The sequence below is a fragment of the Streptomyces sp. NPDC048484 genome (assembly GCF_040651415.1).
Taxonomy (GTDB): Bacteria; Actinomycetota; Actinomycetes; order Streptomycetales; family Streptomycetaceae; genus Streptomyces.
This window is the reverse complement of record NZ_JBEZJY010000030.1, coordinates 16,954-41,570: the sequence shown is the minus strand read 5'-3', so window position 1 is coordinate 41,570 and position 24,617 is coordinate 16,954. Positions and strand designations below refer to the sequence as shown.

General features: G+C 70.0%; 23 protein-coding genes. 17 read left to right on the top strand and 6 right to left on the bottom strand.

The window, feature by feature from the left end; all coding sequences use genetic code 11:
* Positions 1–31: 31 nt before the first annotated feature.
* The 15 genes from pgsA to AB0D14_RS28020 all read left to right on the top strand — a co-directional run bounded on the left by pgsA (position 32) and on the right by AB0D14_RS28020 (position 16,126).
* Positions 32–787 (top strand): phosphatidylinositol phosphate synthase, encoded by a 756-nt coding sequence (gene pgsA, locus AB0D14_RS28090; protein WP_362784501.1) that lies wholly within the window; start codon positions 32–34, stop codon positions 785–787.
* The gene (locus tag AB0D14_RS28085) at positions 784–1,797 is read left to right on the top strand and encodes a phosphatidylinositol mannoside acyltransferase (protein WP_362784336.1); all 1,014 of its coding nucleotides are present in this window, start codon (positions 784–786) and stop codon (positions 1,795–1,797) included. Before pgsA ends, AB0D14_RS28085 begins: the two co-directional genes overlap by 4 nt.
* Positions 1,794–2,963 carry a glycosyltransferase family 4 protein gene (locus AB0D14_RS28080; RefSeq protein WP_362784334.1) on the top strand — a complete coding sequence of 390 codons (1,170 nt, stop codon included), beginning with the start codon at positions 1,794–1,796 and terminating at the stop codon, positions 2,961–2,963. The genes AB0D14_RS28085 and AB0D14_RS28080 overlap by 4 nt, the downstream gene beginning before the upstream one ends.
* 281 nt (positions 2,964–3,244) lie before the next feature.
* Positions 3,245–3,790, top strand: coding sequence for a hypothetical protein (locus tag AB0D14_RS28075; protein ID WP_362784332.1), 546 nt, complete (start codon positions 3,245–3,247; stop codon positions 3,788–3,790).
* 245 nt (positions 3,791–4,035) lie between these two features.
* The gene (gene pdxS, locus AB0D14_RS28070; protein ID WP_362784330.1) at positions 4,036–4,959 is read left to right on the top strand and encodes a pyridoxal 5'-phosphate synthase lyase subunit PdxS; all 924 of its coding nucleotides are present in this window, start codon (positions 4,036–4,038) and stop codon (positions 4,957–4,959) included.
* A gap of 70 nt (positions 4,960–5,029) precedes the next feature.
* On the top strand, positions 5,030–5,638 hold the full coding sequence (gene pdxT, locus AB0D14_RS28065; RefSeq protein ID WP_362784327.1) for a pyridoxal 5'-phosphate synthase glutaminase subunit PdxT: 609 nt from the start codon (positions 5,030–5,032) through the stop codon (positions 5,636–5,638).
* A 72-nt stretch (positions 5,639–5,710) separates the two neighbouring features.
* Positions 5,711–6,463, top strand: a complete 753-nt coding sequence (locus AB0D14_RS28060; RefSeq protein ID WP_362784324.1) for a YebC/PmpR family DNA-binding transcriptional regulator — start codon at positions 5,711–5,713, stop codon at positions 6,461–6,463.
* Positions 6,464–6,635: 172 nt separating this feature from the next.
* Positions 6,636–7,181, top strand: a complete 546-nt coding sequence (gene ruvC / locus AB0D14_RS28055; RefSeq protein ID WP_362784321.1) for a crossover junction endodeoxyribonuclease RuvC — start codon at positions 6,636–6,638, stop codon at positions 7,179–7,181.
* Complete coding sequence (gene ruvA / locus AB0D14_RS28050) at positions 7,178–7,789, top strand: Holliday junction branch migration protein RuvA (protein ID WP_362784318.1); 612 nt, start codon at positions 7,178–7,180, stop codon at positions 7,787–7,789. Before ruvC ends, ruvA begins: the two co-directional genes overlap by 4 nt.
* Positions 7,790–7,968: 179 nt before the next feature.
* Positions 7,969–9,039 carry a Holliday junction branch migration DNA helicase RuvB gene (gene ruvB / locus AB0D14_RS28045; protein WP_362784315.1) on the top strand — a complete coding sequence of 357 codons (1,071 nt, stop codon included), beginning with the start codon at positions 7,969–7,971 and terminating at the stop codon, positions 9,037–9,039.
* A gap of 164 nt (positions 9,040–9,203) precedes the next feature.
* Positions 9,204–9,749 (top strand): preprotein translocase subunit YajC, encoded by a 546-nt coding sequence (gene yajC, locus AB0D14_RS28040; protein WP_362784312.1) that lies wholly within the window; start codon positions 9,204–9,206, stop codon positions 9,747–9,749.
* Positions 9,750–9,890: 141 nt separating this feature from the next.
* Positions 9,891–11,648, top strand: a complete 1,758-nt coding sequence (secD, locus tag AB0D14_RS28035; RefSeq protein ID WP_362784309.1) for a protein translocase subunit SecD — start codon at positions 9,891–9,893, stop codon at positions 11,646–11,648.
* Position 11,649: 1 nt separating this feature from the next.
* On the top strand, positions 11,650–12,771 hold the full coding sequence (gene secF, locus AB0D14_RS28030; RefSeq protein WP_362784307.1) for a protein translocase subunit SecF: 1,122 nt from the start codon (positions 11,650–11,652) through the stop codon (positions 12,769–12,771).
* The gene (locus AB0D14_RS28025; protein WP_362784306.1) at positions 12,768–13,316 is read left to right on the top strand and encodes an adenine phosphoribosyltransferase; all 549 of its coding nucleotides are present in this window, start codon (positions 12,768–12,770) and stop codon (positions 13,314–13,316) included. Before secF ends, AB0D14_RS28025 begins: the two co-directional genes overlap by 4 nt.
* A 209-nt stretch (positions 13,317–13,525) precedes the next feature.
* On the top strand, positions 13,526–16,126 hold the full coding sequence (locus tag AB0D14_RS28020; protein WP_362784303.1) for a bifunctional (p)ppGpp synthetase/guanosine-3',5'-bis(diphosphate) 3'-pyrophosphohydrolase: 2,601 nt from the start codon (positions 13,526–13,528) through the stop codon (positions 16,124–16,126).
* Between the two features lie 165 nt (positions 16,127–16,291).
* Here AB0D14_RS28020 and AB0D14_RS28015 read toward each other — a convergent pair whose 3' ends face one another.
* On the bottom strand, positions 16,292–17,521 hold the full coding sequence (locus AB0D14_RS28015; protein ID WP_362784300.1) for a DUF349 domain-containing protein: 1,230 nt from the start codon (positions 17,519–17,521) through the stop codon (positions 16,292–16,294).
* 135 nt (positions 17,522–17,656) lie between these two features.
* Positions 17,657–18,496, bottom strand: coding sequence for a peptidylprolyl isomerase (locus AB0D14_RS28010; protein WP_362784298.1), 840 nt, complete (start codon positions 18,494–18,496; stop codon positions 17,657–17,659).
* A 217-nt stretch (positions 18,497–18,713) separates the two neighbouring features.
* Between AB0D14_RS28010 and AB0D14_RS28005 the strand changes: the two genes are divergently transcribed.
* Positions 18,714–19,430 carry an MBL fold metallo-hydrolase gene (locus AB0D14_RS28005; RefSeq protein WP_362784295.1) on the top strand — a complete coding sequence of 239 codons (717 nt, stop codon included), beginning with the start codon at positions 18,714–18,716 and terminating at the stop codon, positions 19,428–19,430.
* Between the two features lie 13 nt (positions 19,431–19,443).
* On the top strand, positions 19,444–20,706 hold the full coding sequence (gene hisS / locus AB0D14_RS28000) for a histidine--tRNA ligase (protein WP_362784292.1): 1,263 nt from the start codon (positions 19,444–19,446) through the stop codon (positions 20,704–20,706).
* Between the two features lie 203 nt (positions 20,707–20,909).
* Here the strand turns inward: hisS and AB0D14_RS27995 are convergent, their stop codons facing one another.
* From AB0D14_RS27995 to AB0D14_RS27980, 4 genes are read right to left on the bottom strand one after another with little or no spacing between them, the layout of a single operon-like run.
* On the bottom strand, positions 20,910–21,533 hold the full coding sequence (locus AB0D14_RS27995; RefSeq protein WP_362784289.1) for a response regulator transcription factor: 624 nt from the start codon (positions 21,531–21,533) through the stop codon (positions 20,910–20,912).
* The gene (locus tag AB0D14_RS27990; protein WP_362784498.1) at positions 21,530–22,819 is read right to left on the bottom strand and encodes a sensor histidine kinase; all 1,290 of its coding nucleotides are present in this window, start codon (positions 22,817–22,819) and stop codon (positions 21,530–21,532) included. Before AB0D14_RS27990 ends, AB0D14_RS27995 begins: the two co-directional genes overlap by 4 nt.
* A complete protein-coding gene (locus AB0D14_RS27985) occupies positions 22,816–23,664 on the bottom strand; it encodes an ABC transporter permease (protein WP_362784287.1) in 849 nt (282 codons plus the stop codon). Before AB0D14_RS27985 ends, AB0D14_RS27990 begins: the two co-directional genes overlap by 4 nt.
* Positions 23,661–24,527 carry an ABC transporter ATP-binding protein gene (locus AB0D14_RS27980; RefSeq protein WP_362784284.1) on the bottom strand — a complete coding sequence of 289 codons (867 nt, stop codon included), beginning with the start codon at positions 24,525–24,527 and terminating at the stop codon, positions 23,661–23,663. The genes AB0D14_RS27985 and AB0D14_RS27980 overlap by 4 nt, the downstream gene beginning before the upstream one ends.
* Positions 24,528–24,617 lie beyond the last annotated feature (90 nt).

Genomic DNA, 24,617 nt, shown 5'->3' with positions numbered 1-24,617 from the left:
CGACCGTCGCACACGCGCACGCGTGACTACGATGGGCCAGCCGGTGGCCAGCAGGGGCCGCCCGGCCACACCGACCCTCGGGAAGGCCATGCTGAACAAGTACGCGCGTGCATTCTTCACGCGTGTCCTCACGCCGTTCGCCGCGTTTCTCATCCGCCGGGGGGTGAGCCCCGACACGGTCACGATCCTGGGCACGGTCGGAGTGATGGCGGGAGCGCTGGTCTTCTTCCCCCGGGGAGAGCTCTTCTGGGGCACGATCGTCATCACGCTCTTCGTGTTCTCGGACATGGTCGACGGCAACATGGCACGCCAGCTGGGCCGCTCCAGCCGCTGGGGCGCCTTCCTCGACTCGACGCTCGACCGGGTCGCCGACAGCGCGATCTTCGGCGGCTTCGCTCTCTGGTACGCGGGCGGCGGCGACAACATCGTCCTGTGCGCCGTCTCGATCTTCTGCCTGGCCAGCGGTCAGGTGGTGTCGTACACCAAGGCCAGGGGCGAGTCGATCGGCCTGCCCGTCGCCGTCAACGGCCTCGTCGAGCGGGCCGAACGGCTGGTGATCTCGCTGGTCGCGGCCGGTCTGGCGGGCTTCCACAAGACGTTCGGTGTGCCCGGTATCGAGATCCTGCTGCCCATCGCGCTGTGGGTCGTCGCCGTCGGCAGTGTCGTCACGCTGGTCCAGCGCGTCGTCACGGTGCGCCGTGAGGCCGCCGAAGCCGACGCGGCGGACGCCGCCCCGCCGGAGAACACGCCGGAGAACACCTCCCGGAGCAGTGAGGCCACCTCGTGAGCGGTCTGCGGGACCAGCTGACGTACGGGGCGTACGCGGCGGGCTGGGGAGCCGTCAAGAAGCTCCCCGAGCCGGTGGCCGTGCGCCTCGGCCGAACCATCGCCGACATCGCCTGGAAGCGGCGCGGCAAGGGCGTACGCCGCCTCGAATCGAACTACGCGCGCGTGCTGCCCGACGCGTCCCCGGAGCGGCTCGCGGAGCTGTCCCGCGCGGGCATGCGCTCGTACCTGCGCTACTGGATGGAGTCCTTCCGGCTGCCCGCCTGGAGCAAGGACCGCATCAGGGGCGGTTTCGAACCGAAGGACCTCCACCATCTGACCGATGGGCTCGCGGCGGGCAAAGGCGTCATCCTCGCGCTGCCGCACCTGGGCAACTGGGACCTCGCGGGCGCGTGGGTCACCACCGAACTCCGGACGCCGTTCACGACGGTCGCCGAGCGACTCAAGCCGGAGAAGCTGTACGACCGGTTCGTGGCGTACCGGGAAGGCCTCGGCATGGAGGTGCTGCCGCACAGTGGCGGCACCGCGTTCGGCACGCTGGCCCGGCGGCTGCGCGACGGCGGCCTGGTCTGCCTGGTCGCCGAGCGCGACCTGTCCGCCTCCGGGGTCGAGGTCACCTTCTTCGGGGACGCGACCCGGATGCCCGCGGGCCCGGCCCTGCTCGCCCAGCAGACGGGCGCTCTGCTGCTGCCGGTGACACTCTGGTACGACGACTCGCCCGTGATGCGCGGCCGGATCCATCCCCCTGTCGACGTCCCCGAGTCAGGTACCCGGGCCGAGAAGACGTCTGCCATGGTGCAGGCGCTGGCCGATGCCTTCGCCACGGGGATCGCCGACCATCCGGAGGACTGGCACATGCTGCAACGTCTGTGGCTCGCCGACCTGGAGCCCCGCCCCGGTCCGTCCGGCGCGGAGTCCACTGCCGCGGAGTCCGCTGTTGTGGAGCCGTCCGGCGGGGAGTCCCCGTCCGGAGCGCGCGAGGGACAGGTCCGGCCCGGGGAGCGGCGTTGAGAATCGGCATCGTCTGCCCGTACTCCTGGGACGTCCCCGGGGGAGTCCAGTTCCACATCCGCGACCTCGCGGACCACCTCATCGCGCTCGGGCACCACGTGTCCGTCCTCGCTCCCGCCGACGACGAGACACCGCTCCCGCCGTACGTCGTCTCGGCGGGCCGTGCCGTGCCGGTGCCGTACAACGGCTCGGTCGCGCGTCTCAACTTCGGGTTCCTGTCGGCCGCGCGGGTACGCCGCTGGCTGCACGACGGCACGTTCGACGTGATCCACATCCACGAGCCCGCCTCGCCCTCCCTCGGCCTGCTGGCCTGCTGGGCGGCGCAGGGACCGATCGTCGCCACCTTCCACACGTCGAACCCGCGGTCCCGGGCGATGATCGCCGCGTATCCGATTCTGCAGCCCGCCCTGGAGAAGATCAGCGCGCGGATCGCGGTGAGCGAGTACGCCCGGCGCACGCTCGTCGAGCATCTGGGCGGTGACGCCGTGGTCATCCCGAACGGCGTCGACGTGGACTTCTTCGCGAAGGTCGAACCCAAGCCCGAGTGGCAGGGCGGGACGATCGGCTTCGTGGGCCGTATCGACGAGCCCCGCAAGGGCCTGCCGGTCCTCATGAAGGCACTGCCGAAGATCCTCGCCGAGCGGCCGGGGACACGGCTCCTGGTCGCCGGACGCGGTGACGAGAAGGAAGCCGTCGAGAAGCTTCCCGCGGAGCTGCGGTCACGCGTCGAGTTCCTCGGCATGGTCAGCGACGAGGACAAGGCGCGGTTGCTGCGCAGCGTGGACGTGTACGTCGCGCCCAACACCGGCGGCGAGAGTTTCGGGATCATCCTGGTCGAGGCCATGTCGGCGGGCGCGCCCGTGCTCGCCTCCGACCTGGACGCGTTCGCCCAGGTCCTCGACCAGGGCGCGGCGGGCAAGCTGTTCGCCAACGGGGACGCGGACGCGCTGGCTCTCGCGGCGGTAGGGCTCCTCGGTGATCCGGGGCGCCGCGCGGAGCTCCGCGCGCGGGGGAGCGCGCACGTACGGCGCTTCGACTGGTCGACGGTCGGGGCGGACATCCTGTCCGTGTACGAGACGGTCACCGACGGCGCCGCGGCGGTGGCCGCCGCCGAACCGGCGGAGCCGGGGGGACTGCTGGCACGCTTTGGACTGGCCCGGGACTGAGAGGGCGCTGCGCGGCTGGGCCGGGGTGGCGGGCTGCTGCCGCCCGGGTCCGTGTCTCGGGTGGATGACGTCGGCTGCGGGCATCTGGGGGCTGGTCGCGCAGTTCCCCGCGCCCCTGACGGGCGGGGCTGCGCCCCTGCCCTTCAGCCCGTCCGGCGTTTGAGGACGAGGCCGTTCAGGCCGATGCGGGGGTCTGGGGGCGGCAGCCCCCGGGGGCGGACGCCGTACCGGGGGCGACGCCGCGTCAGACGGCGGCGGCCGCACCGGTAGCGTGTGCGCCCGTGACCTCCACACTGATCTGGATCGTGGTCGCCCTCGTGGCGATCGGCCTCTACCTGAGCTGGACCGCGGGCCGTCTCGACCGGCTGCACTCGCGGATCGACGCCGCGCGCGCCGCGCTCGACGCACAGCTCCTCCGGCGCGCCTCGGTGGCACAGGAACTGGCCACCGCCGGAGTGCTCGACCCGGCCGCGTCGATGGTGCTCTACGAGGCGGCACACGCGGCCCGGCAGGCCGAGGAGGACCACAGAGAGGTAGCCGAGAGCGACCTCAGCCAGGCGCTGCGGGCCGTCTTCGGAGAGACCGAACAGGTCGAGGCGGTGCAGGCGGCCCCGGGCGGCGAGGACGCGGCGCGCGAACTCGCCCAGGCGGTCCGCCGGGTGCCGATGGCCCGGCGCTTCCACAACGACGCCGTACGGGCGGCCCGCGCGCTGCGCCGCCACCGCACGGTGCGCTGGTTCCGGCTGGCCGGACACGCGCCGTTCTCCCTGGCCTTCGAGATGGACGACGAGCCGCCGACGGCTCTGGCGGACCGCCCCGGAACGTAGCCCGCGCGCGCGTGGTCCCCGTACAAGCCCCCTGACAGCTCCTCACGGCTCCGTACAGCTGCTGACAGCCAGCTGCTGACAGCCCTGACAGCCCTGACAGCCCTGACAGGCCGCTGATCAGGAGAAACGCGCACGGTGGCACGGAGAATGAGCCACCGCCTCCTCATTGGCCCTTGCTGTGGCCTGGTCCCCGGGCGTTTGCTCGGTGTCTGCAGAAACCCTCTTTCACCGAGTGAGGTCAACCCGTGTCCAGCACGCTCTCCCACCCCGTCCAGCCCACCGACACCCCGGCCACCGGCACCGCGCGCGTGAAGCGCGGCATGGCCGAGCAGCTCAAGGGCGGCGTGATCATGGACGTTGTCACGCCCGAGCAGGCGAAGATCGCCGAGGACGCGGGCGCCGTGGCCGTCATGGCCCTGGAGCGGGTCCCGGCCGACATCCGCAAGGACGGAGGCGTGGCGCGCATGTCCGACCCGGACATGATCGAGGGCATCATCGAGGCCGTCTCCATCCCGGTGATGGCCAAGTCGCGCATCGGCCACTTCGTGGAGGCCCAGGTGCTGCAGTCCCTCGGCGTCGACTACATCGACGAGTCCGAGGTCCTCACCCCCGCCGACGAGGTCAACCACTCCGACAAGTGGGCCTTCACGACCCCCTTCGTCTGTGGCGCCACCAACCTGGGCGAGGCCCTGCGCCGCATAGCCGAGGGCGCCGCCATGATCCGCTCCAAGGGCGAGGCCGGCACCGGCAACGTCGTCGAGGCCGTCCGCCACCTGCGCCAGATCAAGAACGAGATCGCCCGGCTGCGCGGCTACGACAACAACGAGCTGTACGCCGCCGCCAAGGAGCTGCGCGCCCCGTACGAGATCGTCAGGGAGGTCGCCGAGCTGGGCAAGCTCCCGGTCGTCCTCTTCTCCGCCGGTGGCGTCGCCACCCCCGCGGACGCCGCCCTGATGCGTCAGCTCGGTGCCGAGGGCGTCTTCGTAGGCTCGGGCATCTTCAAGTCCGGCGACCCGGCCAGGCGGGCCGCCGCCATCGTGAAGGCCACCACCTTCTACGACGACCCGAAGACCATCGCGGAGGCGTCCCGCGACCTGGGCGAGGCCATGGTCGGCATCAACTGCGACACCCTCCCCGAGTCCGAGCGGTACGCGAACCGCGGCTGGTGACCACCCGCTGCGAGCGCGTCACGTACACCCCTCTCCAGGGCACCACGTACACAAGGCAGGCATTCCGTAGATGAGCAACACCCCCGTCATAGGTGTTCTTGCCCTTCAGGGCGACGTACGGGAGCACCTCATCGCCCTCGCCGCGGCGGACGCCGTGGCCAGGCCGGTGCGGCGCCCCGAGGAACTCGCGGACGTGGACGGACTGGTCGTCCCCGGCGGCGAGTCCACCACCATCTCCAAACTGGCCGTCCTCTTCGGCCTGATGGAACCCCTCCGCGCGCGCGTGCGGGCCGGCCTGCCCGTCTACGGCACCTGCGCGGGCATGATCATGCTCGCCGACAAGATCCTCGACCCGCGCTCGGGCCAGGAGACCATCGGCGGCATCGACATGATCGTGCGCCGCAACGCCTTCGGACGGCAGAACGAATCCTTCGAGGCGAAGGTCGACGTGAAGGGCATCGAGGGCGATGCTGTGGAGGGCCTCTTCATCCGCGCCCCCTGGGTCGAGTCGGTGGGCGCGGAGGCCGAGGTGCTGGCGGAGTACGGCGGTCACATCGTCGCCGTACGTCAGGGCAACGCGCTCGCCACGTCGTTCCACCCGGAACTGACCGGCGACCACCGCGTGCACGGCCTTTTTGTCGACATGGTGCGCGCGGACCGGACATCGGAGTCCTTGTAGGATCTGGGGGTCCCCGGCTCTGCAAGTCCGGGGGGGTTCGTACGGGATGGGTTACGCGAAGGAGACAGGCAGATGTCCGGCCACTCTAAATGGGCTACGACGAAGCACAAGAAGGCCGTGATCGACGCCAAACGCGGCAAGCTCTTCGCGAAGCTGATCAAGAACATCGAGGTCGCGGCGCGCATGGGCGGCGTGGACCTGGACGGCAATCCGACGCTGTTCGACGCCGTACAGAAGGCCAAGAAGTCCTCGGTCCCGAACAAGAACATCGACTCCGCGGTCAAGCGCGGCGGCGGTCTCGAAGCCGGTGGCGCCGACTACGAGACGATCATGTACGAGGGTTACGGTCCGAGCGGTGTCGCGGTGCTCATCGAGTGCCTCACAGACAACCGCAACCGCGCCGCCTCGGACGTACGCGTCGCCATGACCCGCAACGGCGGCAACATGGCCGACCCGGGCTCCGTCTCGTACCTCTTCCACCGCAAGGGCGTCGTCATCGTCCCCAAGGGCGAGCTGTCCGAGGACGACATCCTGGGCGCCGTGCTCGACGCGGGTGCCGAGGAGGTCAACGACCTCGGTGAGTCCTTCGAGGTCCTCTCCGAGGCCACCGACCTGGTCGCGGTGCGCACCGCGCTCCAGGAAGCCGGCATCGACTACGACTCCGCCGACGCCAACTTCGTCCCGACCATGCAGGTCGAGCTGGACGAGGAGGGCGCCAGGAAGATCTTCAAGCTCATCGACGCCCTTGAGGACAGCGACGACGTGCAGAACGTCTTCGCCAACTTCGACGTGAGCGACGAGGTCATGGAGAAGGTCGACGCGTAACACCGCCGCGAGCGGCACCCGCTCAACGGGCCGACGGGACACGCCCGTCGGCCCGTCGCTCTGTCGGGGAGTCGCCGCCTGGCGTTGTCGGTGCCACCCGATAACCTGCACGAACCGGGGGACCTCCCAGCGGAGGCCGGGCGGGACCGAAGGAATCGAAGGAGGGGGCCGGGTGCGGGTACTGGGCGTTGACCCCGGGTTGACCCGGTGCGGTGTCGGTGTCGTCGAGGGCGTGGCGGGCCGGGCGCTCACCATGGTCGCCGTCGGTGTCGTCCGCACCTCCGCGGACTCGGGGTTGGGGCAGCGCCTCGTCGCCATCGAACAGGGCATCGAGCAGTGGCTCGACGAGCACCGGCCCGAATCCGTCGCCGTGGAGCGGGTGTTCAGCCAGCACAACGTCCGTACGGTGATGGGCACGGCCCAGGCCAGCGCCGTCGCGATGCTCTGTGCGGCCCGGCGCGGCATCCCCGTCACCCTGCACACGCCCAGCGAGGTCAAGGCCGCCGTCACCGGCAGCGGTCGCGCGGACAAGGCCCAGGTCGGTGCCATGGTCACCCGGCTGCTCAGGCTGGACGCGCCCCCGAAGCCCGCCGACGCCGCCGACGCCCTCGCCCTCGCCATCTGTCACATCTGGCGCGCCCCGGCCATGAACCGCCTCCAGCAGGCACAGGCCGCGCACCGCCAGGCCCAGGTCTCCCCCCGGAAGGTCACCCGATGATCGCCTTCGTCAGCGGCCAGGTCGCCGCCCTCGCCCCCGACTCCGCGGTGGTCGAAGTGGGCGGCATCGGCATCGCCGTCCAGTGCACGCCGGGCACGCTCTCCGGTCTGCGCATGGGCAAGGAGGCCCGGCTCGCCACCTCCCTGGTCGTCCGTGAGGACTCGCTGACGCTGTACGGCTTCGTGGACGACGACGAGCGCCAGACCTTCGTGCTGCTGCAGACCGCGAGCGGCGTGGGTCCGCGCCTTGCCCTGGCCATGCTCGGCGTGCACAGCCCCGACGCCCTGCGCCGCGCGGTGTCCACCGGCGACGAGAAGGCCCTCACGGCCGTCCCGGGCATCGGCAAGAAGGGCGCCCAGAAGTTGCTCCTCGAACTCAAGGACCGACTCGGCGAGCCCCTCGGCACCGGCGGCCCGGCCATCGGCAGGCCCGTCGCCACCGGCTGGCGCGAGCAGCTGCATGCCGCGCTGATCGGGCTGGGGTACGCGACCCGGGAGGCGGACGAGGCGGTGTCCGCGGTTGCTCCGCAGGCGGAGGCCTCCGGCGGGGCGCCGCAGGTCGGTCAGTTGTTGAAGGCCGCGCTGCAGACGCTCAACCGGGCTCGCTGAACTCCGCGGGAGGCTGTCGTGAAGCTGCAGGTCCGTTGTGGCTGGTCGCGCCCACGCGGCGTAGCCGCACATGTATAGAGCCCCGCGCCCCTACGGGGCCGCGCCCTCACGGGTCGCGCCCCCGTAAAAACGATCCACACCCGTACGACCCGGAACCCCTACATCGCGAGGCACACCGAATGAACTGGGACGACACGACCGACGACGCCACCGCCGAGCGGCTCGTCGGCGCGTCCACCGACGGTGAGGAGCAGGCGGTCGAGGCTGCCCTGCGCCCCAAGGACCTCGGCGAGTTCATCGGTCAGGAGAAGGTCCGCGAACAGCTCGACCTCGTCCTGCGCGCCGCACGCGCGCGGGGCGCCACCGCGGACCATGTGCTGCTCTCCGGAGCCCCCGGCCTGGGCAAGACCACCCTCTCGATGATCATCGCCGCCGAGATGGAAGCCCCGATCCGCATCACCAGCGGCCCCGCCATCCAGCACGCCGGCGACCTCGCGGCGATCCTCTCCTCCCTCCAGGAGGGCGAGGTCCTCTTCCTCGACGAGATCCACCGCATGTCGCGGCCCGCCGAGGAGATGCTCTACATGGCGATGGAGGACTTCCGCGTCGACGTCATCGTCGGCAAGGGGCCCGGCGCCACCGCCATTCCGCTCGAACTGCCGCCCTTCACGCTCGTCGGCGCCACCACGCGCGCGGGCCTGCTGCCGCCACCGCTGCGCGACCGCTTCGGCTTCACCGCCCACATGGAGTTCTACGAGCCCGCCGAGCTGGAGCGCGTCATCCACCGCTCCGCACACCTGCTCGACCTGGAGATCGGTGCGGAGGGAGCCGCCGAGATCGCCGGCCGCTCCCGCGGCACGCCCCGTATCGCCAACCGCCTGCTGCGCCGTGTCCGCGACTACGCCCAGGTCAAGGCCGACGGCATCATCACCCAGGACATCGCCAGGGCCGCCCTCGCCGTGTACGAGGTGGACAGCCGCGGCCTCGACCGCCTCGACCGAGGTGTCCTGGAAGCCCTGATCAAGCTCTTCGGCGGCGGGCCGGTCGGCCTCTCCACGCTCGCCGTGGCCGTGGGGGAGGAGCGGGAGACCGTCGAAGAGGTGGCCGAGCCCTTCCTCGTACGCGAGGGACTGCTGGCGCGTACGCCCCGCGGGCGCGTGGCGACCCCGGCGGCATGGGCACATCTCGGCCTCACGCCACCCCGGTCGTCAACCGGTGGAAACGGACAACAGGACCTGTTCGGGGCGTGACGGCGAGGAGGCTCGCAAGGTCAGGAACCCCGGTGCCATGCTGAGCGTTGTTCCTTGACGGCGGACTCGCCTAGACTCCGCCGGTGCCGCCCTTGTCGACGGCGCACATACCCCCATCCATCAGGCCGCTCACCATCGCGGCCGAATGAAGGAAGTTCCGTCCCGTGAGTCTCGTGACCCTCCTCCCGTTCGTCGTGCTCATCGGGGCCATGTTCCTGATGACCCGGTCGGCCAAGAAGAAGCAGAATGCGGCTGCGCAGATGCGCAATGACATGCAGCCCGGCTCCGGTGTCCGCACGATCGGTGGCATGTACGCAACGGTCAAGGAGGTCAACGAGGAGACGGTCCTTCTTGACGCGGGCCCGGGCGTCGACCTGCTCTTCGCGAAGAACGCCATCGGCGCGATCCTCGGCGACGACGAGTACAACCGCATCGTCCACGGCATCGAGCACGACCTGAAGTCCGACGAGTCGGTCGTGCCGGACGATGCCTCCTCCCTCACCGAGACGGGCGAGCCGGCCGACGCTTCCGACGACAAGCCCATCGACCTCGGCAAGAAGGACGCGGACGACAAGCCCGTCGACGAGGCCATCGCCGAACCCGCCGACAAGCCCGCCGACGAGTCGGTCGACGAGTCCGCCGTCGCGGAGCCGAAGAAGGCCGATGCCGCAGACCTGAAGAAGTCCGACGGCGAGTCCGACGCGAAGTAGTCACGACCGGGGACCGCGAAGTGCGCCGTTCGCGCGCCGCGGTCCCCGGAACGTCTGGCTTCGCTCGAAACCTCGACACTATTTGATGCCCGTCCGCGAAGGTACCGAGTGACCGGGCGGACGAAGAGGGAGAACGAGAAGGTGGCAGCACCTAAGAAGGGCCGACAGGGCACCCAGGGCAGGCCGGGGCGCACCTTGGCCCTGATGATGATCGCCATCGTGGCGCTCACCGGCGGCATGTTCGCCTCAGGGCACGCGACACCGCGACTGGGCATCGACCTCGCCGGCGGTACGAGCATCACGCTCCAGGCGAAGAACGAGCCCGGTCAGAAGAACGCGATCAACAAGACCAACATGGACACCGCGGTCGACATCATGAACCGCCGTGTCAACGGTCTGGGCGTCTCCGAGGCGGAGGTGCAGACCCAGGGCGCGAGCAACATCATCGTCAACATTCCCAAGGGCACGAACTCCCAGCAGGCCCGGGAACAGGTCGGTACCACCGCCAAGCTCTACTTCCGTCCCGTCCTGACCACCGAGGTCTCGGGCGGCGACCCCGCGGCCAGCCCTTCACCGAGCGCCTCCGGCAACTCTTCCGGCAGTCCCTCCGGCAGCCCGTCCGCCGGCTCGGACAAGGAGAGCGAGAAGGCCACCTCGTCGCCCTCCGCCTCCGCCACCTCGCAGGGTCGGGCGGTCACCGACGCGCTGAAGGCCGCCCCCACCCCCTCGGGCAGCGCTTCTGCCCCCTCCGACCCGGCCGCCTCGCCGTCCGCGAGCGTCGACCCGGCCACCGCCAAGCTCCAGGCGCAGTACACCGCGCTGGACTGCAGCAAGAAGACGGCCCGCGCGAAGGCCGGCGACGGCGTCAACGCCGCGGACCCGACCGTGGCCTGCGGTCAGAACTCCCAGGGCCAGTGGCAGAAGTACATCCTCGGCCCGGCCGAGGTCGAGGGCACGGACGTCGACAAGGCCTCGGCCGTGTTCGACACCCAGGGTGCCGCGGGCTGGAAAGTCACCATGGACTTCACGGACAAGGGTGGCAAGAAGTTCGCGAGCATCACGGGCAAGCTGGCGAAGAACCAGTCCCCGCAGAACCAGTTCGCCATCGTCCTCGACGGTGAGGTCGTCTCCGACCCGTACGTCAGCCAGGCACTGACCGGCGGCACCGCGGAGATCTCCGGCAGCTTCGACCAGCAGGAGGCCCAGGACCTCGCCAACATGCTGTCCTACGGCGCACTGCCGCTCACCTTCACGGAGGCGAGCGTCACCACCGTCACCGCCGCGCTCGGCGGCGAGCAGCTGGAGGCCGGTCTGATCGCCGGCGCCATCGGCCTGGCCCTGGTCATCATCTACCTGGTGGTCTACTACCGGGGCCTGTCGGTCGTCGCCATCGTCTCGCTGCTGGTCTCCGCGGTCATGACATACGTGATCATGTCGCTGCTCGGCCCGACCATCGGGTTCGCGCTGAACCTGCCGGCGGTCTGCGGCGCCATCGTGGCCATCGGCATCACGGCGGACTCGTTCATCGTGTTCTTCGAACGCATCCGGGACGAGATCCGCGAAGGCCGTTCGATGCGTCCCGCGGTCGAGCGTGCCTGGCCGCGCGCCCGGCGCACCATCCTGGTCTCCGACTTCGTGTCGTTCCTCGCCGCCGCCGTGCTCTTCGCCGTCACCGTCGGCAAGGTCCAGGGCTTCGCCTTCACCCTGGGGCTGACCACCCTGCTCGACGTGGTCGTCGTCTTCTTCTTCACCAAGCCGCTGATGACGATCCTGGCCCGCAAGAAGTTCTTCGCGGAGGGCCACAGCTGGTCCGGCCTCGACCCGAAGCGACTGGGCGTCGAGCCCCCGCTGCGCCGCACCCGTAGTGTCTCCGCCCCCGTCGACACGAAGGAGGCGTGAGATGTCGAAACTCGGCACCCTCGGCGCCCGGCTCCACCGCGGCGAGATCGGCTACGACTTCGTCGGCAAGCGCAAGATCTGGTACGGCGTCTCGATCCTGATCACCATCCTGGCCATCGCCGGCCTGGCGGTGCGCGGCCTGAACATGGGCATCGAGTTCCAGGGCGGCGCCGTCTTCACCACCGAGCGGACCAGCGTCTCGGTGAGCCAGGCCGAGACGTACGCGGAAGAGGCCTCCGGCCACGACGCGATCGTCCAGGAACTCGGCAACGGCGGACTGCGCATCCAGGTCGCCGGGGTCGACACCAGCAAGTCCGACCAGGTCAAGGAAGAGCTCGCCAAGGACCTGAAGGTCGACGCGGAGAAGATCAACGCCGACCTGGTCGGCCCCAGTTGGGGTGAGCAGGTCGCCAACAAGGCCTGGCAGGGCCTGGCGATCTTCATGGTCCTTGTCGTGATCTATCTGGCGATCGCCTTCGAATGGCGGATGGCCGCGGCCGCGCTCGTGGCACTCATCCACGACATCACCATCACGGTCGGGGTCTACGCCCTGGTCGGCTTCGAAGTCACACCGGGCACCGTGATCGGTCTGCTCACGATCCTCGGTTACTCGCTCTACGACACGGTGGTCGTCTTCGACAGCCTCAAGGAACAGACGAAGGACATCACCAAGCAGACCCGCTGGACCTACAGCGAGATCGCCGACCGCTCGATCAACGGCACCCTGGTGCGCTCCATCAACACCACGGTGGTCGCGCTGCTCCCGGTGGGAGGACTGCTGTTCATCGGCGGCGGTGTCCTCGGCGCGGGCATGCTCAACGACATCTCGCTGTCGCTGTTCGTCGGCCTCGCGGCCGGTGCGTACTCCTCGATCTTCATCGCCACGCCGCTCGTCGCCGACCTCAAGGAGCGCGAGCCGCAGATAAAGGCACTGAGGAAGCGCGTCCTGGCCAAGCGGGCCGCCGCCGCGAAGGGCGAGTCCCAGGAGGCGCCGGCCGTCGCCCGGACGTACGACGAGGAGCCGGAGGACGCGGCGCCCGCCGTCGTCGGGCCCCGTCCGCAGCGCGCTCAGCCGTCGTCCCGTGGCAGGGGCCGCGGCCGTCCGTCGGGCAAGCGCCGATGAACGGACTCGCGGACGCCACGGCGCTGCTGCTCAGCCGGATCCGTGACGTACCGGACCACCCGGAGCCGGGAGTGATGTTCAAGGACATCACCCCGCTCCTGGCGGACCCGGTGGCGTTCACGGCGCTCACGGACGCGCTGGCCGAGATCAGCGTGCGCCACGGCGCCACGAAGATCGTCGGTCTGGAGGCCCGTGGCTTCATCCTGGGCGCTCCCGTCGCGGTCCGCGCCGGACTGGGCTTCATCCCCGTACGCAAGGCGGGCAAGCTCCCCGGAGCGACCCTCAGCCAGGCGTACGACCTGGAGTACGGTTCCGCCGAGATCGAGGTGCACGCCGAGGACCTGAACGCGAGCGACCGCGTCATGGTCATCGACGACGTCCTCGCCACCGGTGGCACCGCGGAGGCCTCCCTCCGGCTGCTCCGCCGGGCGGGCGCCGAGATCGCCGGTGTCGCCGTCCTCATGGAACTCGGCTTCCTGGGCGGCCGCGCCCGCCTGGAGCCGGCTCTGGACGGCGCCCCGCTGGAGGCACTGCTCAAGGTCTGAGCGACTCACGGGACGGTCACCCGCCCGCAGCCGCTCAGAACCCCGTACAAGGCCGCGCAGGCGGGTCCCGGAGGAATCCGGGACCCGCCTCTCGTGTTCCACCCGTGGAAGGCTGTCTCACCGGCCGAAGGCGAGACCCGAGCCCAGGATCGCTACCATGGGGTTTCCGGAACCTGACCGGGGATCCGGATCGCGCACGAGGAGCCCTCTTGCCAGACGAGGCCCAGCCACTCGCCCCCGGGGCCGAACGCCCGGGGGCAGCCCCAGCCGCCGAGCCCGCCCAGTCCGCGGCGCCCGCAGGCACGCCCACGCCGGCCGCGCCCGCCAAGAACGGGTCGGCCGACCGGGCGGCCGGGGCCAAGGCGGCCGAGCAGCCACGCCCTGAGCCGGTGGCCTCCGAGCGGCAGGTCCCCGAGCGCCAGACCTCCGAGCGTCAGGCCCCCGCGTCCGCCGCCCGTCCTGCTCCCGCCGCTCGTCCCGCGGCCGGCCAGCCCGCGCGCTCCGGTGGTTCCTCCAACCGCGTACGGGCCCGGCTCGCCCGTCTCGGCGTCCAGCGCTCCAACCCGTACAACCCGGTCCTGGAGCCGCTGCTGCGGATAGTGCGCAGCAACGACCCGAAGATCGAGACGTCCACGCTCCGCCAGGTCGAGCGCGCCTACCAGGTCGCCGAGCGCTGGCACCGCGGCCAGAAGCGCAAGAGCGGCGACCCGTACATCACGCACCCGCTCGCGGTGACCACGATCCTCGCCGAGCTGGGCATGGACCCGGCCACTCTGATGGCGGGTCTGCTGCACGACACGGTCGAGGACACGGAGTACGGCCTCGACACCCTCCGCAAGGACTTCGGCGACCAGGTCGCCCTGCTCGTCGACGGCGTCACCAAGCTCGACAAGGTCAAGTTCGGCGAGGCCGCACAGGCCGAGACCGTCCGCAAGATGGTCGTCGCCATGGCCAAGGACCCGCGCGTCCTGGTCATCAAGCTCGCCGACCGGCTGCACAACATGCGCACCATGCGGTACCTCAAGCGCGAGAAGCAGGAGAAGAAGGCGCGCGAGACCCTGGAGATCTACGCGCCGCTCGCCCACCGCCTGGGCATGAACACCATCAAGTGGGAGCTGGAGGACCTCGCCTTCGCGATCCTCTACCCCAAGATGTACGACGAGATCGTGCGCCTGGTCGCCGAGCGCGCCCCCAAGCGCGACGAGTACCTCGCCATAGTGACCGACGAGGTCCAGTCCGACCTGCGCGCGGCCCGTATCAAGGCGACCGTCACCGGCCGCCCGAAGCACTACTACAGCGTCTACCAGAAGATGATCGTCCGCGGCCGTGACTTCGCGGAGATCTACGACCTGGTGGGCATCCGCGTACTGGTCGACACGGTCCGCGACTGTTACGCGGCCCTCGGCACCGTGCACGCGCGATGGAACCCGGTTCCCGGCCGGTTCAAGGACTACATCGCGATGCCCAAGTTCAACATGTACCAGTCGCTGCACACCACGGTGATCGGCCCCAACGGCAAACCGGTCGAACTCCAGATCCGTACGTTCGACATGCACCGCCGCGCCGAGTACGGCATCGCCGCCCACTGGAAGTACAAGCAGGTGGCCGTCGCCGGCGCCTCCAAGGTGCGCTCGGACCAGCCGAGGACCACGGGCAAGGACGACCACCTCAACGACATGGCGTGGCTGCGCCAGCTCCTCGACTGGCAGAAGGAGACCGAGGACCCCGGCGAGTTCCTGGAGTCCCTGCGCTTCGACCTGTCGCGCAACGAGGTCTTCGTCTTCACGCCGAAGGGCGACGTGATAGCGCTGCCGGCCGGTGCCACGCCCGTGGACTTCTCCTACGCGGTGCACACCGAGGTGGGCCACCGCACCATAGGCGCACGCGTCAACGGTCGCCTCGTACCGCTCGAATCGACCCTCGACAACGGCGACCTGGTGGAGGTCTTCACCTCCAAGGCGGCCGGTGCCGGACCGTCCCGGGACTGGCTGGGCTTCGTCAAGTCGCCGCGCGCCCGCAACAAGATCCGCGCCTGGTTCTCCAAGGAGCGCCGCGACGAGGCCATCGAGCAGGGCAAGGACGCCATGGCGCGGGCCATGCGCAAGCAGAACCTGCCGATCCAGCGCATCCTCACCGGTGACTCGCTGGTCACGCTCGCGCACGAGATGCGCTACCCCGACATCTCGTCCCTGTACGCGGCGATCGGCGAGGGCCACGTGGCGGCGCAGGGCGTCGTGCAGAAGCTCGTCCAGGGGCTCGGCGGCGAGGAGGCCGCCACCGAGGAGATCGACGAGAGCGTCCCGCCCGCGCGGGGCCGGGGCCGCAAGCGCCGCTCCAACGCCGACCCGGGTGTCGTCGTCAAGGGCGTCGACGACGTGTGGGTCAAGCTGGCCCGCTGCTGTACGCCCGTACCCGGCGACCCCATCATGGGCTTCGTCACGCGCGGCAGCGGAGTGTCGGTCCACCGCACCGACTGCGTCAACGTCGACTCGCTGTCCCGCGAGCCCGAGCGCATCCTCGAAGTCGAGTGGGCCCCCACCCAGTCCTCGGTCTTCCTGGTTGCCATCCAGGTCGAGGCCCTGGACCGCTCACGGCTCCTGTCGGACGTCACGAGGATCCTGTCCGACCAGCACGTCAACATCCTGTCGGCCGCCGTCCAGACGTCCCGCGACCGGGTGGCCACCTCCCGCTTCACCTTCGAGATGGGCGACCCGAAACACCTGGGCCACGTCCTGAAGGCGGTCAGGGGAGTGGAGGGCGTGTACGACGTGTACCGGGTGACGTCGGCACGCAGGCCGTCGGACGCCTAGCAAACAATGCAGGAGGGGCTCCCGGACGAATGTCCGGGAGCCCCTCCTGCATTGGCTGGGCAGCACCCCTTCAGGGGCGCGGGGCTGTGTCGATCTGCGGCTCCGCCGCGTGGGCGCGACCAGCCACGACGCACCCGCGGACAACAAACCGGGCTGTCGGCGGAGCTAACCGCCGAACTCGTGCAACCCCTTCAGCGCTTGCTCCAGCAGCGCCTGACGGCCGTCGAGCTCCCGCTGGAGCTTGTCGGCCTTCGCGTTGTTGCCCCCGGAGCGCGCGGTCTCGATCTGGCCCTGGAGCTTGTCCACGGCGGCCTGGAGCTGACCGGTCAGACCCTCGGCACGCGCGCGTGCCTCCGGGTTCGTCCGGCGCCACTCGGTCTCCTCGGACTCCTGAAGAGCCCGCTCCACCGCGTGCATCCGCCCCTCGACCTTCGGGCGGGCGTCCCGCGGTACGTGACCGATGGCCTCCCAGCGCTCGTTGATCGAGCGGAAGGCGGCCCTGGCCGCCTTCAGATCCTGCACGGGGACGAGCTTCTCGGCCTCCTCGGCCAGCTCCTCCTTGAGCTTCAGGTTCTCCGACTGCTCCGCGTCCCGCTCGGCGAAGACCGAGCTGCGCGCCGCGAAGAACACGTCCTGGGCGCCGCGAAAGCGGTTCCACAGGTCGTCCTCGTGCTCGCGCTGGGCACGGCCCGCGGCCTTCCAGTCCGCCATCAGCTCGCGGTAACGGGCCGCCGTCGGGCCCCAGTCGGCCGAAGCGGAGAGCGACTCGGCCTCAGCGACCAGCTTCTCCTTGGTCTTGCGGGCCTCCTCGCGCTGCGCGTCCAACGACGCGAAGTGCGCCTTGCGGCGCTTGGAGAACGCCGAGCGCGCGTGCGAGAAGCGGTGCCAGAGCTCGTCGTCGGACTTCCGGTCGAGCCGAGGCAGGCCCTTCCAGGTGTCCACAAGGGCGCGCAGCCGCTCACCCGCCGCCCGCCACTGGTCGGACTGGGCCAGCTCCTCCGCCTCGACGACCAGCGCCTCCTTGGAGTGCCGGGCCTCGTCGGACTGCTTGGCCCGCTGCGCCTTGCGCTCCTCACGGCGTGCGTCGACCGTCTCGACGAGCTTGTCCAACCGCGTCCGCAGCGCGGCCAGATCGCCGACCGCGTGGTGGGCGTCCACCTGCTCGCGGATGTGATCGATGGCGATCTGGGCGTCCTTCGAGGACAGGTCGGTGGTCTTCACTCGTCGTTCGAGGAGGCCGATCTCCACGACCAGACCCTCGTACTTGCGCTCGAAGTAGGCCAGTGCCTCGTCGGGAGTTCCGGCCTGCCAGGAACCGACGACCTGCTCTCCGTCGGCCGTACGCACGTACACGGTCCCCGTCTCGTCGACGCGGCCCCACGGGTCGCTGCTCACAGCGCCTCCTCCACATGATGCCTGCGTGGGGCAGGTTTACCCCCGGGCATCGTCCACAGTTTCGTCACGGCCAACATAGGCGACCGGCGGGGCGGCTGTCCGCATCCCGCGCGACCGAAATTTCGCTGCTGGAGGTCAGGATTTCGTCACGGTCGCCTTGTCGATCACGACCGTCGCATTGGGTGCGCCGTCGCCCTGGCCAGTGCTCTCACCGGCGGTCGCGATTTTCTTCAGCACCTTCATGCCCGACTTGGAAATCGTGCCGAACGGTGTGTAGTTGGCCGGCAACTGGCTGTCCTGGTACACGAGGAAGAACTGGCTGCCGCCGGTGTTGCGGCCCTTCTTCGTCTCCGCGTTGTACTGGTTGGCCATGGCCACCGTGCCCGCCGGATACACGTTGCCCTTGAGGCGCTTGTCCTTGAGGTTCTCGTCGGGAATGGTGTAGCCGGGATCGCCCATGCCGGTGCCCTTCGGGTCACCGCACTGGAGCACGTAGATGCCGTTCGTGGTCAGGCGGTGGCACTTGGTGTGATCCAGGTAGCCCTTGCCCGTCAGGAAGCTGAACGAGTTCACGGTGTGCGGAGCCTTCGAGGCCGGCATGTCGATGTCTATCGCGCCGCACGTCGTCTGCAGCTTCATCGTGTAGTCCGCCGACTTGTCGATGGTCATCGCCGGCTCCTTCTTGTAGCTCAGCGACTTCACCTTGCCCTTGGCGGCCTTGTCGCAGGGGTCCGGAGCCTTGCTGGGGGCGGAGGCGCTCGGAGTGGCCTCCGCGGCCGCGTCGGACTTGTCGTCGTCCTGCTTGAACACACCGGTCGCGTACGACACCACGCTGCCCACGACGACCACGCCGAGGACCGACGCGATCACCGCGTTACGAGCATGGGCCTTGCGTCGAGCGGACGTACGCCGCTGCTGTTGCCGCAAGAACTTCTCCCGGGCGAGCTGACGCCGCCGCTGTTCCTGGGTGACCACCGGGTTATCTCCTCATGCGTCTCGTACGTCAGGTGGGACGCGTGCGTCTTGTGAGCCGACCGCCTGCGTGTGCCCCGTACCGTATATGGGTTCGCTGTGGTTCCGGCAGCGCCGGTAGGCTCTGAACCGCAGCGAAGCCATTCCCTCGTACGACATACCGCCCGTACGACGTACCGTCCGTACGGGATACCGCCGTACGGCATACCGAAGGACGAACGTGCTCATTGCCGGGTTCCCCGCCGGGGCCTGGGGCACCAACTGTTATCTGGTCGCCCCCGCCGCAGGTGAGGAGTGCGTGATCATCGACCCGGGCCACCAGGCCGCCCAGGGGGTCGAGGACGCGCTCGCCAAGCATCGGCTCAAGCCCGTCGCGGTCGTTCTCACGCACGGCCACATCGACCATGTCGCCTCGGTGGTCCCGGTGTGCGGCGCGCACGACGTACCCGCGTGGATCCACCCCGACGACCGGTACATGATGAGCGACCCGGAGCGGGCGCTCGGCCGCTCGATCGGGATGCCGCTGATGGGCGAGCTGACGATCGGTGAACCGGACGACGTGAGGGAACTGACGGACGGCGCCGAGCTGAGGCTCGCCGGCCTCGACTTCTCGGTCGCCCACGCGCCAGGCCATACGAAGGGGTCGGTGACCTTCCAGATGCCCGAGAACACGGAGATCCCGTCCGTGTTCTTCTCCGGGGATCTGCTGTTCGCCGGCTCCATCGGACGCACCGACCTGCCCGGCGGTGACATGGACGAGATGCTCGGCTCGCTGGCGCGTGTGTGCCTGCCGCTCGACGACTCGACCGTGGTGCTGTCCGGCCACGGCGCCCAGACGACCATCGGCCAGGAGCGCGCCACCAACCCGTACTTGCGACAGGTGGCGGCGGCCGGCCCGGGAGCGGACCCGACCTCCGCTCCTCGACGAGGAATGTGACGAGAGACTTCCGTTGAACACGTTCAAGGCCCCCAAGGGCACGTACGACCTGATTCCGCCCGACAGCGCGAAGTACCTCGCGGTGCGTGAGGCGATCGCCGCTCCGCTGCGCAGCTCCGGGTACGGATACATCGAGACCCCCGGCTTCGAGAGCGTCGAGCTGTTCGCGCGCGGGGTCGGTGAGTCCACCGACATCGTGACCAAGGAGATGTACGCCTTCGAGACCAAGGGCGGCGACAAGCTGGCCCTGCGCCCCGAAGGCACCGCTTCCGTGCTGCGCGCCGCGCTCGAAGCTAACCTCCACAAGGCGGGCAACCTCCCCGTCAAGCTCTGGTACTCGGGCTCCTACTACCGCTACGAGCGCCCGCAGAAGGGCCGGTACAGGCACTTCTCCCAGGTCGGCGCGGAGGCGATCGGGGCCGAGGACCCGGCTCTGGACGCAGAGTTGATCATCCTGGCCGACCAGGCGTACCGCTCGCTCGGGCTGCGCGACTTCCGGATCCTCCTCAACTCGCTGGGCGACAAGGAGTGCCGTCCCGTCTACCGGGCCGCGCTCCAGGACTTCCTGCGAGGTCTCGACCTGGACGAGGAGACCCTGCGCCGCGCCGACATCAACCCGCTGCGCGTCCTCGACGACAAGCGGGACGACGTCCAGAAGCAGCTGGTCGGCGCCCCGCTCCTGCGGGACTACCTCTGCGACGCGTGCAAGGCGTACCACGAGGAGGTGCGCGAGCTGATCACGGCCGCGGGTGTCTCCTTCGAGGACGACGCGAAGCTCGTCCGGGGGCTTGACTACTACACCCGGACGACCTTCGAGTTCGTGCACGACGGCCTGGGATCGCAGTCCGCGGTCGGCGGTGGGGGACGCTACGACGGCCTGTCCGAGATGATCGGCGGGCCCGCCCTGCCGTCCGTCGGCTGGGCCCTGGGCGTCGACCGTACGGTTCTCGCGCTCGAAGCGGAGGGCGTGTCGCTCCAACTGCCCTCGGCCACCAGCGTGTTCGCGGTGCCGCTCGGGGACGAGGCACGCCGGGTGCTCTTCGGTGTGGTCACCGAGCTGCGCAGGAACGGGGTCGCGGCCGACTTCTCGTACGGCGCGAAGGGGCTCAAGGGCGCCATGAAGAACGCCAACCGCAGTGGCGCGCGGTACACCGTCGTCGCCGGTGAGCGTGACCTCGCCGAGGGGGTCGTCCAGCTCAAGGACATGGAGTCCGGGGAGCAGGTGGCCGTGGGCGTGAACGAGATCGTGGCCGAGCTGGAGTCCCGACTGAGCTGAGGCGTGAGCCTGTTTTCGCCCCCGCCGCCCCTTCCCGTCCCGTCTCGGGGGCCGGCCCCCGAACCCCCGCTCCTCAAACGCCGGAGGGGATGAGACACCAGCCCGTCCGGCGTTTGAGGACGAGCGCGTTCAGCGCGATTGCGGGGGTCTGGGGGCGGCAGCCCCCAGGTACGGGACGGGAAGGGGCGGCGGGGGCGGAAAACTCACTCCAGCAAGCCGAACCGCATCGCACTCGTCACCGCCGCCGTCCGGTCGTCGACCCCCAGCTTCCCGAACGCCCGCAGCAGATGCGTCTTCACCGTGGACTCGCCGATGAACAGCCGCCGGCCGATCTCCGCGTTCGTGCAGCCGTCCGCGACCAGCCGCAGCACCGCGACCTCCCGCGCGGAGAGCCGCGGCCGCTCCGGCTTCGTACGCAGCTGGTCCACCAGCCGTGCGGCGACCGAGGGCGCCAGCACCGTCTCCCCGCGCGCGGCGGCCCGCACCGCGTCCGCCAGTTCTCCGCGCGGCATGTCCTTGAGCAGATATCCCGCGGCCCCGGCCTCGACGGCCCGCAGGATGTCGCGGTCGGTCTCGTACGTGGTGAGCACCACGATCCGGCACGGCAGTCCCGCCTCGGTCATCCGGACGATCGAGTCGACACCCCCGCCACCGGGCATCCGCAGATCCATCAGCACGATGTCGGGCCGCAGTTCGGCCGCGAGGGCCTCCGCCTGGGGGCCACTGGAGGCGTCGGCCACGACGTCGAGATCGGGTTCGGCGCTGAGCATCGCGCGCAGCCCCTCGCGCACGACGGGGTGATCGTCGGCGAGGACGATCCGGATCACGGGGCACTCCTTTCGAGTGGTACGGGCGGTACAGGCAGTACCGGTGGTACAGGCAGTACCGGTGGTACAGGCGGTTCGTGCGGTTCGTACGGCTCGGGCGGTACGGGAAGCCGGACGGTGACCGTCGTTCCGTCGCCGGGCGTGCTGCGGACCAGAGCCGTCCCGCCCACCTCGGCGGCGCGGGCCCGCAGCCCCACCAGCCCGTAACCGTCGGACGGCGCCGACGGATCGAAGCCGCACCCGTCGTCACGCACGGACACCGTGAGCGCCTCGTCGGCGTAGGCGAGCACGACACTCACGTCGGCCGAACCCCCCGCGTGCTTGCGGGCGTTGGACAGTGACTCCTGGCAGGCGCGCAGGACCACGACCTCCGCCCCGGCGGGCAGTGCGCGCACGGAGCCGGACACGGCCACCGACGCCTCGTGCCGCGCGGCGAGCCGGCGCAACGCGTCGGGCAGCGACGCCCCGTGGAGGTCGGCGGGCGTACCGCCGGTGACCAGGGCCCGCGCCTCGGCGAGGTTCTGCCGCGCGGTCCCGTCCATCAGGGCCAGATGCCTGCGGGCCTCGGTCACGTCGGCGCGGTCCAGCTCCGCCTCGACCGCCTGCGTGAGCATCAGCAGACTGGTGAAGCCCTGCGCGAGGGTGTCGTGGATCTCCCGGGACAGCCGCTCCCGCTCGGCCAGCGCGCCGTGCGCGGCCGAGAGCCGCGAGAGCTCGTGGCGGCTGGCGTCCAGCTCGGCGATCAGAACGGCCCGCTCCTGACTTTGCTCGACGACCCGGATGAACCAGCTGCCCACGGCCATCGAGAAGACGAGGGTGACCACGGCGAACACCGAGTTGAAGAAGACGGCGTGGTCGCTGGGCCACCACAGCAGCGCCCAGCCCACCACCGGCGCGAGATTGATGACGGTCACCGCCACCAGGGCCCGGCGCAGGCGCAGCGCCATGAAACACGGCGGAACGAGCGCGAAGGTCATCAGACGCGTCTCGCCGACCAGGATCGCCGACGGCAGGAACAGCGCCACCGACCCGCTCAGATAGACGAGGGCACGCCGTTCGCCGGGCGGTTCGCTCCTCAGGACCGGGCGCCCCACCGCCAAGTACCAGGGAACCAGCGGGACGAGCAGGGCCGCGGCGGCCAGGCGGGTGTGCCACCCCGGAAAGTCCGTGCCGAGCACGAACACCAGGGTGGCCGCCCACACGACGGCGAAGTACGAGTCCCAGAGCCTGAAGGAGCGGTCCCAGGTGTAGGCACCGTCGCCGTGACCCATGGACACGCCGGTCATCCGTCGCGACGGTTCTTCCAGCGGAAGGTCAGCAGACACAGCAGCAATCCTCCGACACACCAGGCCCCGAGCACCAGGGCGATCCGGCCGTACTCCCAGCTCCCCGCCTGCTCCAGGACCTGCGCCGACTCCGGCAGGAACACTCCGCGCAGTCCCTGGCACATCCACTTCAGCGGGAACACCGCGCTGATGTTGAGCATCCAGTCCGGGATGGTGTCGATGGAGATGTAGACCCCGGAGATGAACTGCAGCACCAGGAAGGGCAGTACGACCACGGAGGTGGCGCTCTTGCCGGTCTTCGGAACCGAGCTGATCGCGATGCCGAGCAGGGCACACGCCGTCAGGCCCAGCAGGAAGATCCAGCCGAAGTTCAGCCACCTCGTGGCGTCCGAGGGCAGCTCCACGTCGTAGAACGTGATGCCCACGACGAGCAGGATCAACGTCTCCAGGAAGCCGGTGACGAGAACCAGCCAGATCTTCCCGATGAAGTACGCGGCCGGCGGCATCGGAGTCCCGCGCAGCCGGCGCAGCACCTTCTCGTCCCGCTCGATCGCGATCGAGATGCCGAGCGACTGGAAACTGGTGGTCATGATGCCGGCGGCCATCATCGCCGGCACGTACAGCTGCGAGGCGGTGACGCCCGCGCCCGTCACGTCGTCGCTGAAGATCGACGCGAAGAGGAAGAGGAACACGATGGGAAAGGCGAAGGTGAAGACCACCTGGTCGCGCAGCCGGAAGAACTGTTTGATCTCCAGGGCGCCCCGGTGAAGTCCGAGCCGCCAGGCCGCCGGGAGCCGCTGCGTGCCGCTCTCGTCCGTACGCACCCGTGTCGTCGTCGTGGTCATCGCGCGTCCTCCAGCCCCGTGAGCCGCAGATAGACGTCCTCCAGGGTCGGGCGGCTCACCCGCAGCCCCGGAATCTCCCCGTCGAAACGGTGCATGAGTTCGGCGACCGTACGCGTGGGCGTCCCGGTGTGCTCCGTGCGAGGAGAGCCGTCGGACTCCGTCCACTCGACGGTGGCCCCGGTGCCGTACCGGTCGCGCAGCGCCGCGGGTTCGCCCTCCGCCACGACCTGCCCGCGCGCGATCACCGCGAGCCGGTCCGTGAGCGCCTCCGCCTCCTCCAGATAGTGCGTGGTCAGCAGGATCGTCGTGCCCTCGTCCGCCAGCTTCCGGATCAGCTCCCAGAACTGCCGGCGGGCCGCCGGGTCGAAACCGGTCGTCGGCTCGTCCAGGAGCAGCAGGTCGGGGCCGCCGATCACACCGAGCGCCACGTCGAGCCGGCGCCGCTGCCCGCCCGAGAGCGCCTTGATCCGGCTGCCCGTCTTCTCCTCCAGGCCCACCAGGCCGATGACCTCGGCGGGGTCGCGCGGCTTCGGGTAGTAGCGCGCGAAATGCCGGACCGTCTCGCCCACCGTCAACTCCGCGGGCGCCGATTCGTCCTGCCAGACGATGCCGACACGTGAGCGCCACGCGCGCGTGGCGCGCGCCGGGTCCGTGCCGAGCACCGAGACCTCGCCGGCGTCGCGGGAGCGGTTGCCCTGAAGGATCTCCACCGTGGTGCTCTTGCCCGCGCCGTTGGGTCCGAGCAGGCCGAACACCTCGCCCTGCCGGATGCCGAGGTCGATGCCGTCGACGGCGGTGACGTCCCCGTACTGCTTGCGCAGCCCCCGTACGTCCACCGCGAGTTCGTTCGCGTGTGCTGTCATGTGAACGAGCCTCCCGCCGAAGCGAGCGTTCCGGGACGACCGCACGTACTTCCTTATGTCCATCGAACGGTGGACACACGCGCGTGTGCG

Excerpts from the sequence above, each read along its gene's own strand:
- pgsA (WP_362784501.1), top strand. The coding sequence starts at position 32 with ATGGGCCAGCCGGTGGCCAGCAGGGGCCGCCCGGCCACACCGACCCTC.
- AB0D14_RS27990 (WP_362784498.1), bottom strand. The coding sequence starts at position 22,819 with ATGACCGGCGTGTCCATGGGTCACGGCGACGGTGCCTACACCTGGGAC.
- ruvA (WP_362784318.1), top strand. The coding sequence starts at position 7,178 with ATGATCGCCTTCGTCAGCGGCCAGGTCGCCGCCCTCGCCCCCGACTCC.
- AB0D14_RS28025 (WP_362784306.1), top strand. The coding sequence starts at position 12,768 with ATGAACGGACTCGCGGACGCCACGGCGCTGCTGCTCAGCCGGATCCGT.
- AB0D14_RS28060 (WP_362784324.1), top strand. The coding sequence starts at position 5,711 with ATGTCCGGCCACTCTAAATGGGCTACGACGAAGCACAAGAAGGCCGTG.
- secF (WP_362784307.1), top strand. The coding sequence starts at position 11,650 with ATGTCGAAACTCGGCACCCTCGGCGCCCGGCTCCACCGCGGCGAGATC.
- ruvB (WP_362784315.1), top strand. The coding sequence starts at position 7,969 with ATGAACTGGGACGACACGACCGACGACGCCACCGCCGAGCGGCTCGTC.
- AB0D14_RS27980 (WP_362784284.1), bottom strand. The coding sequence starts at position 24,527 with ATGACAGCACACGCGAACGAACTCGCGGTGGACGTACGGGGGCTGCGC.
- AB0D14_RS27985 (WP_362784287.1), bottom strand. The coding sequence starts at position 23,664 with ATGACCACGACGACGACACGGGTGCGTACGGACGAGAGCGGCACGCAG.
- pdxT (WP_362784327.1), top strand. The coding sequence starts at position 5,030 with ATGAGCAACACCCCCGTCATAGGTGTTCTTGCCCTTCAGGGCGACGTA.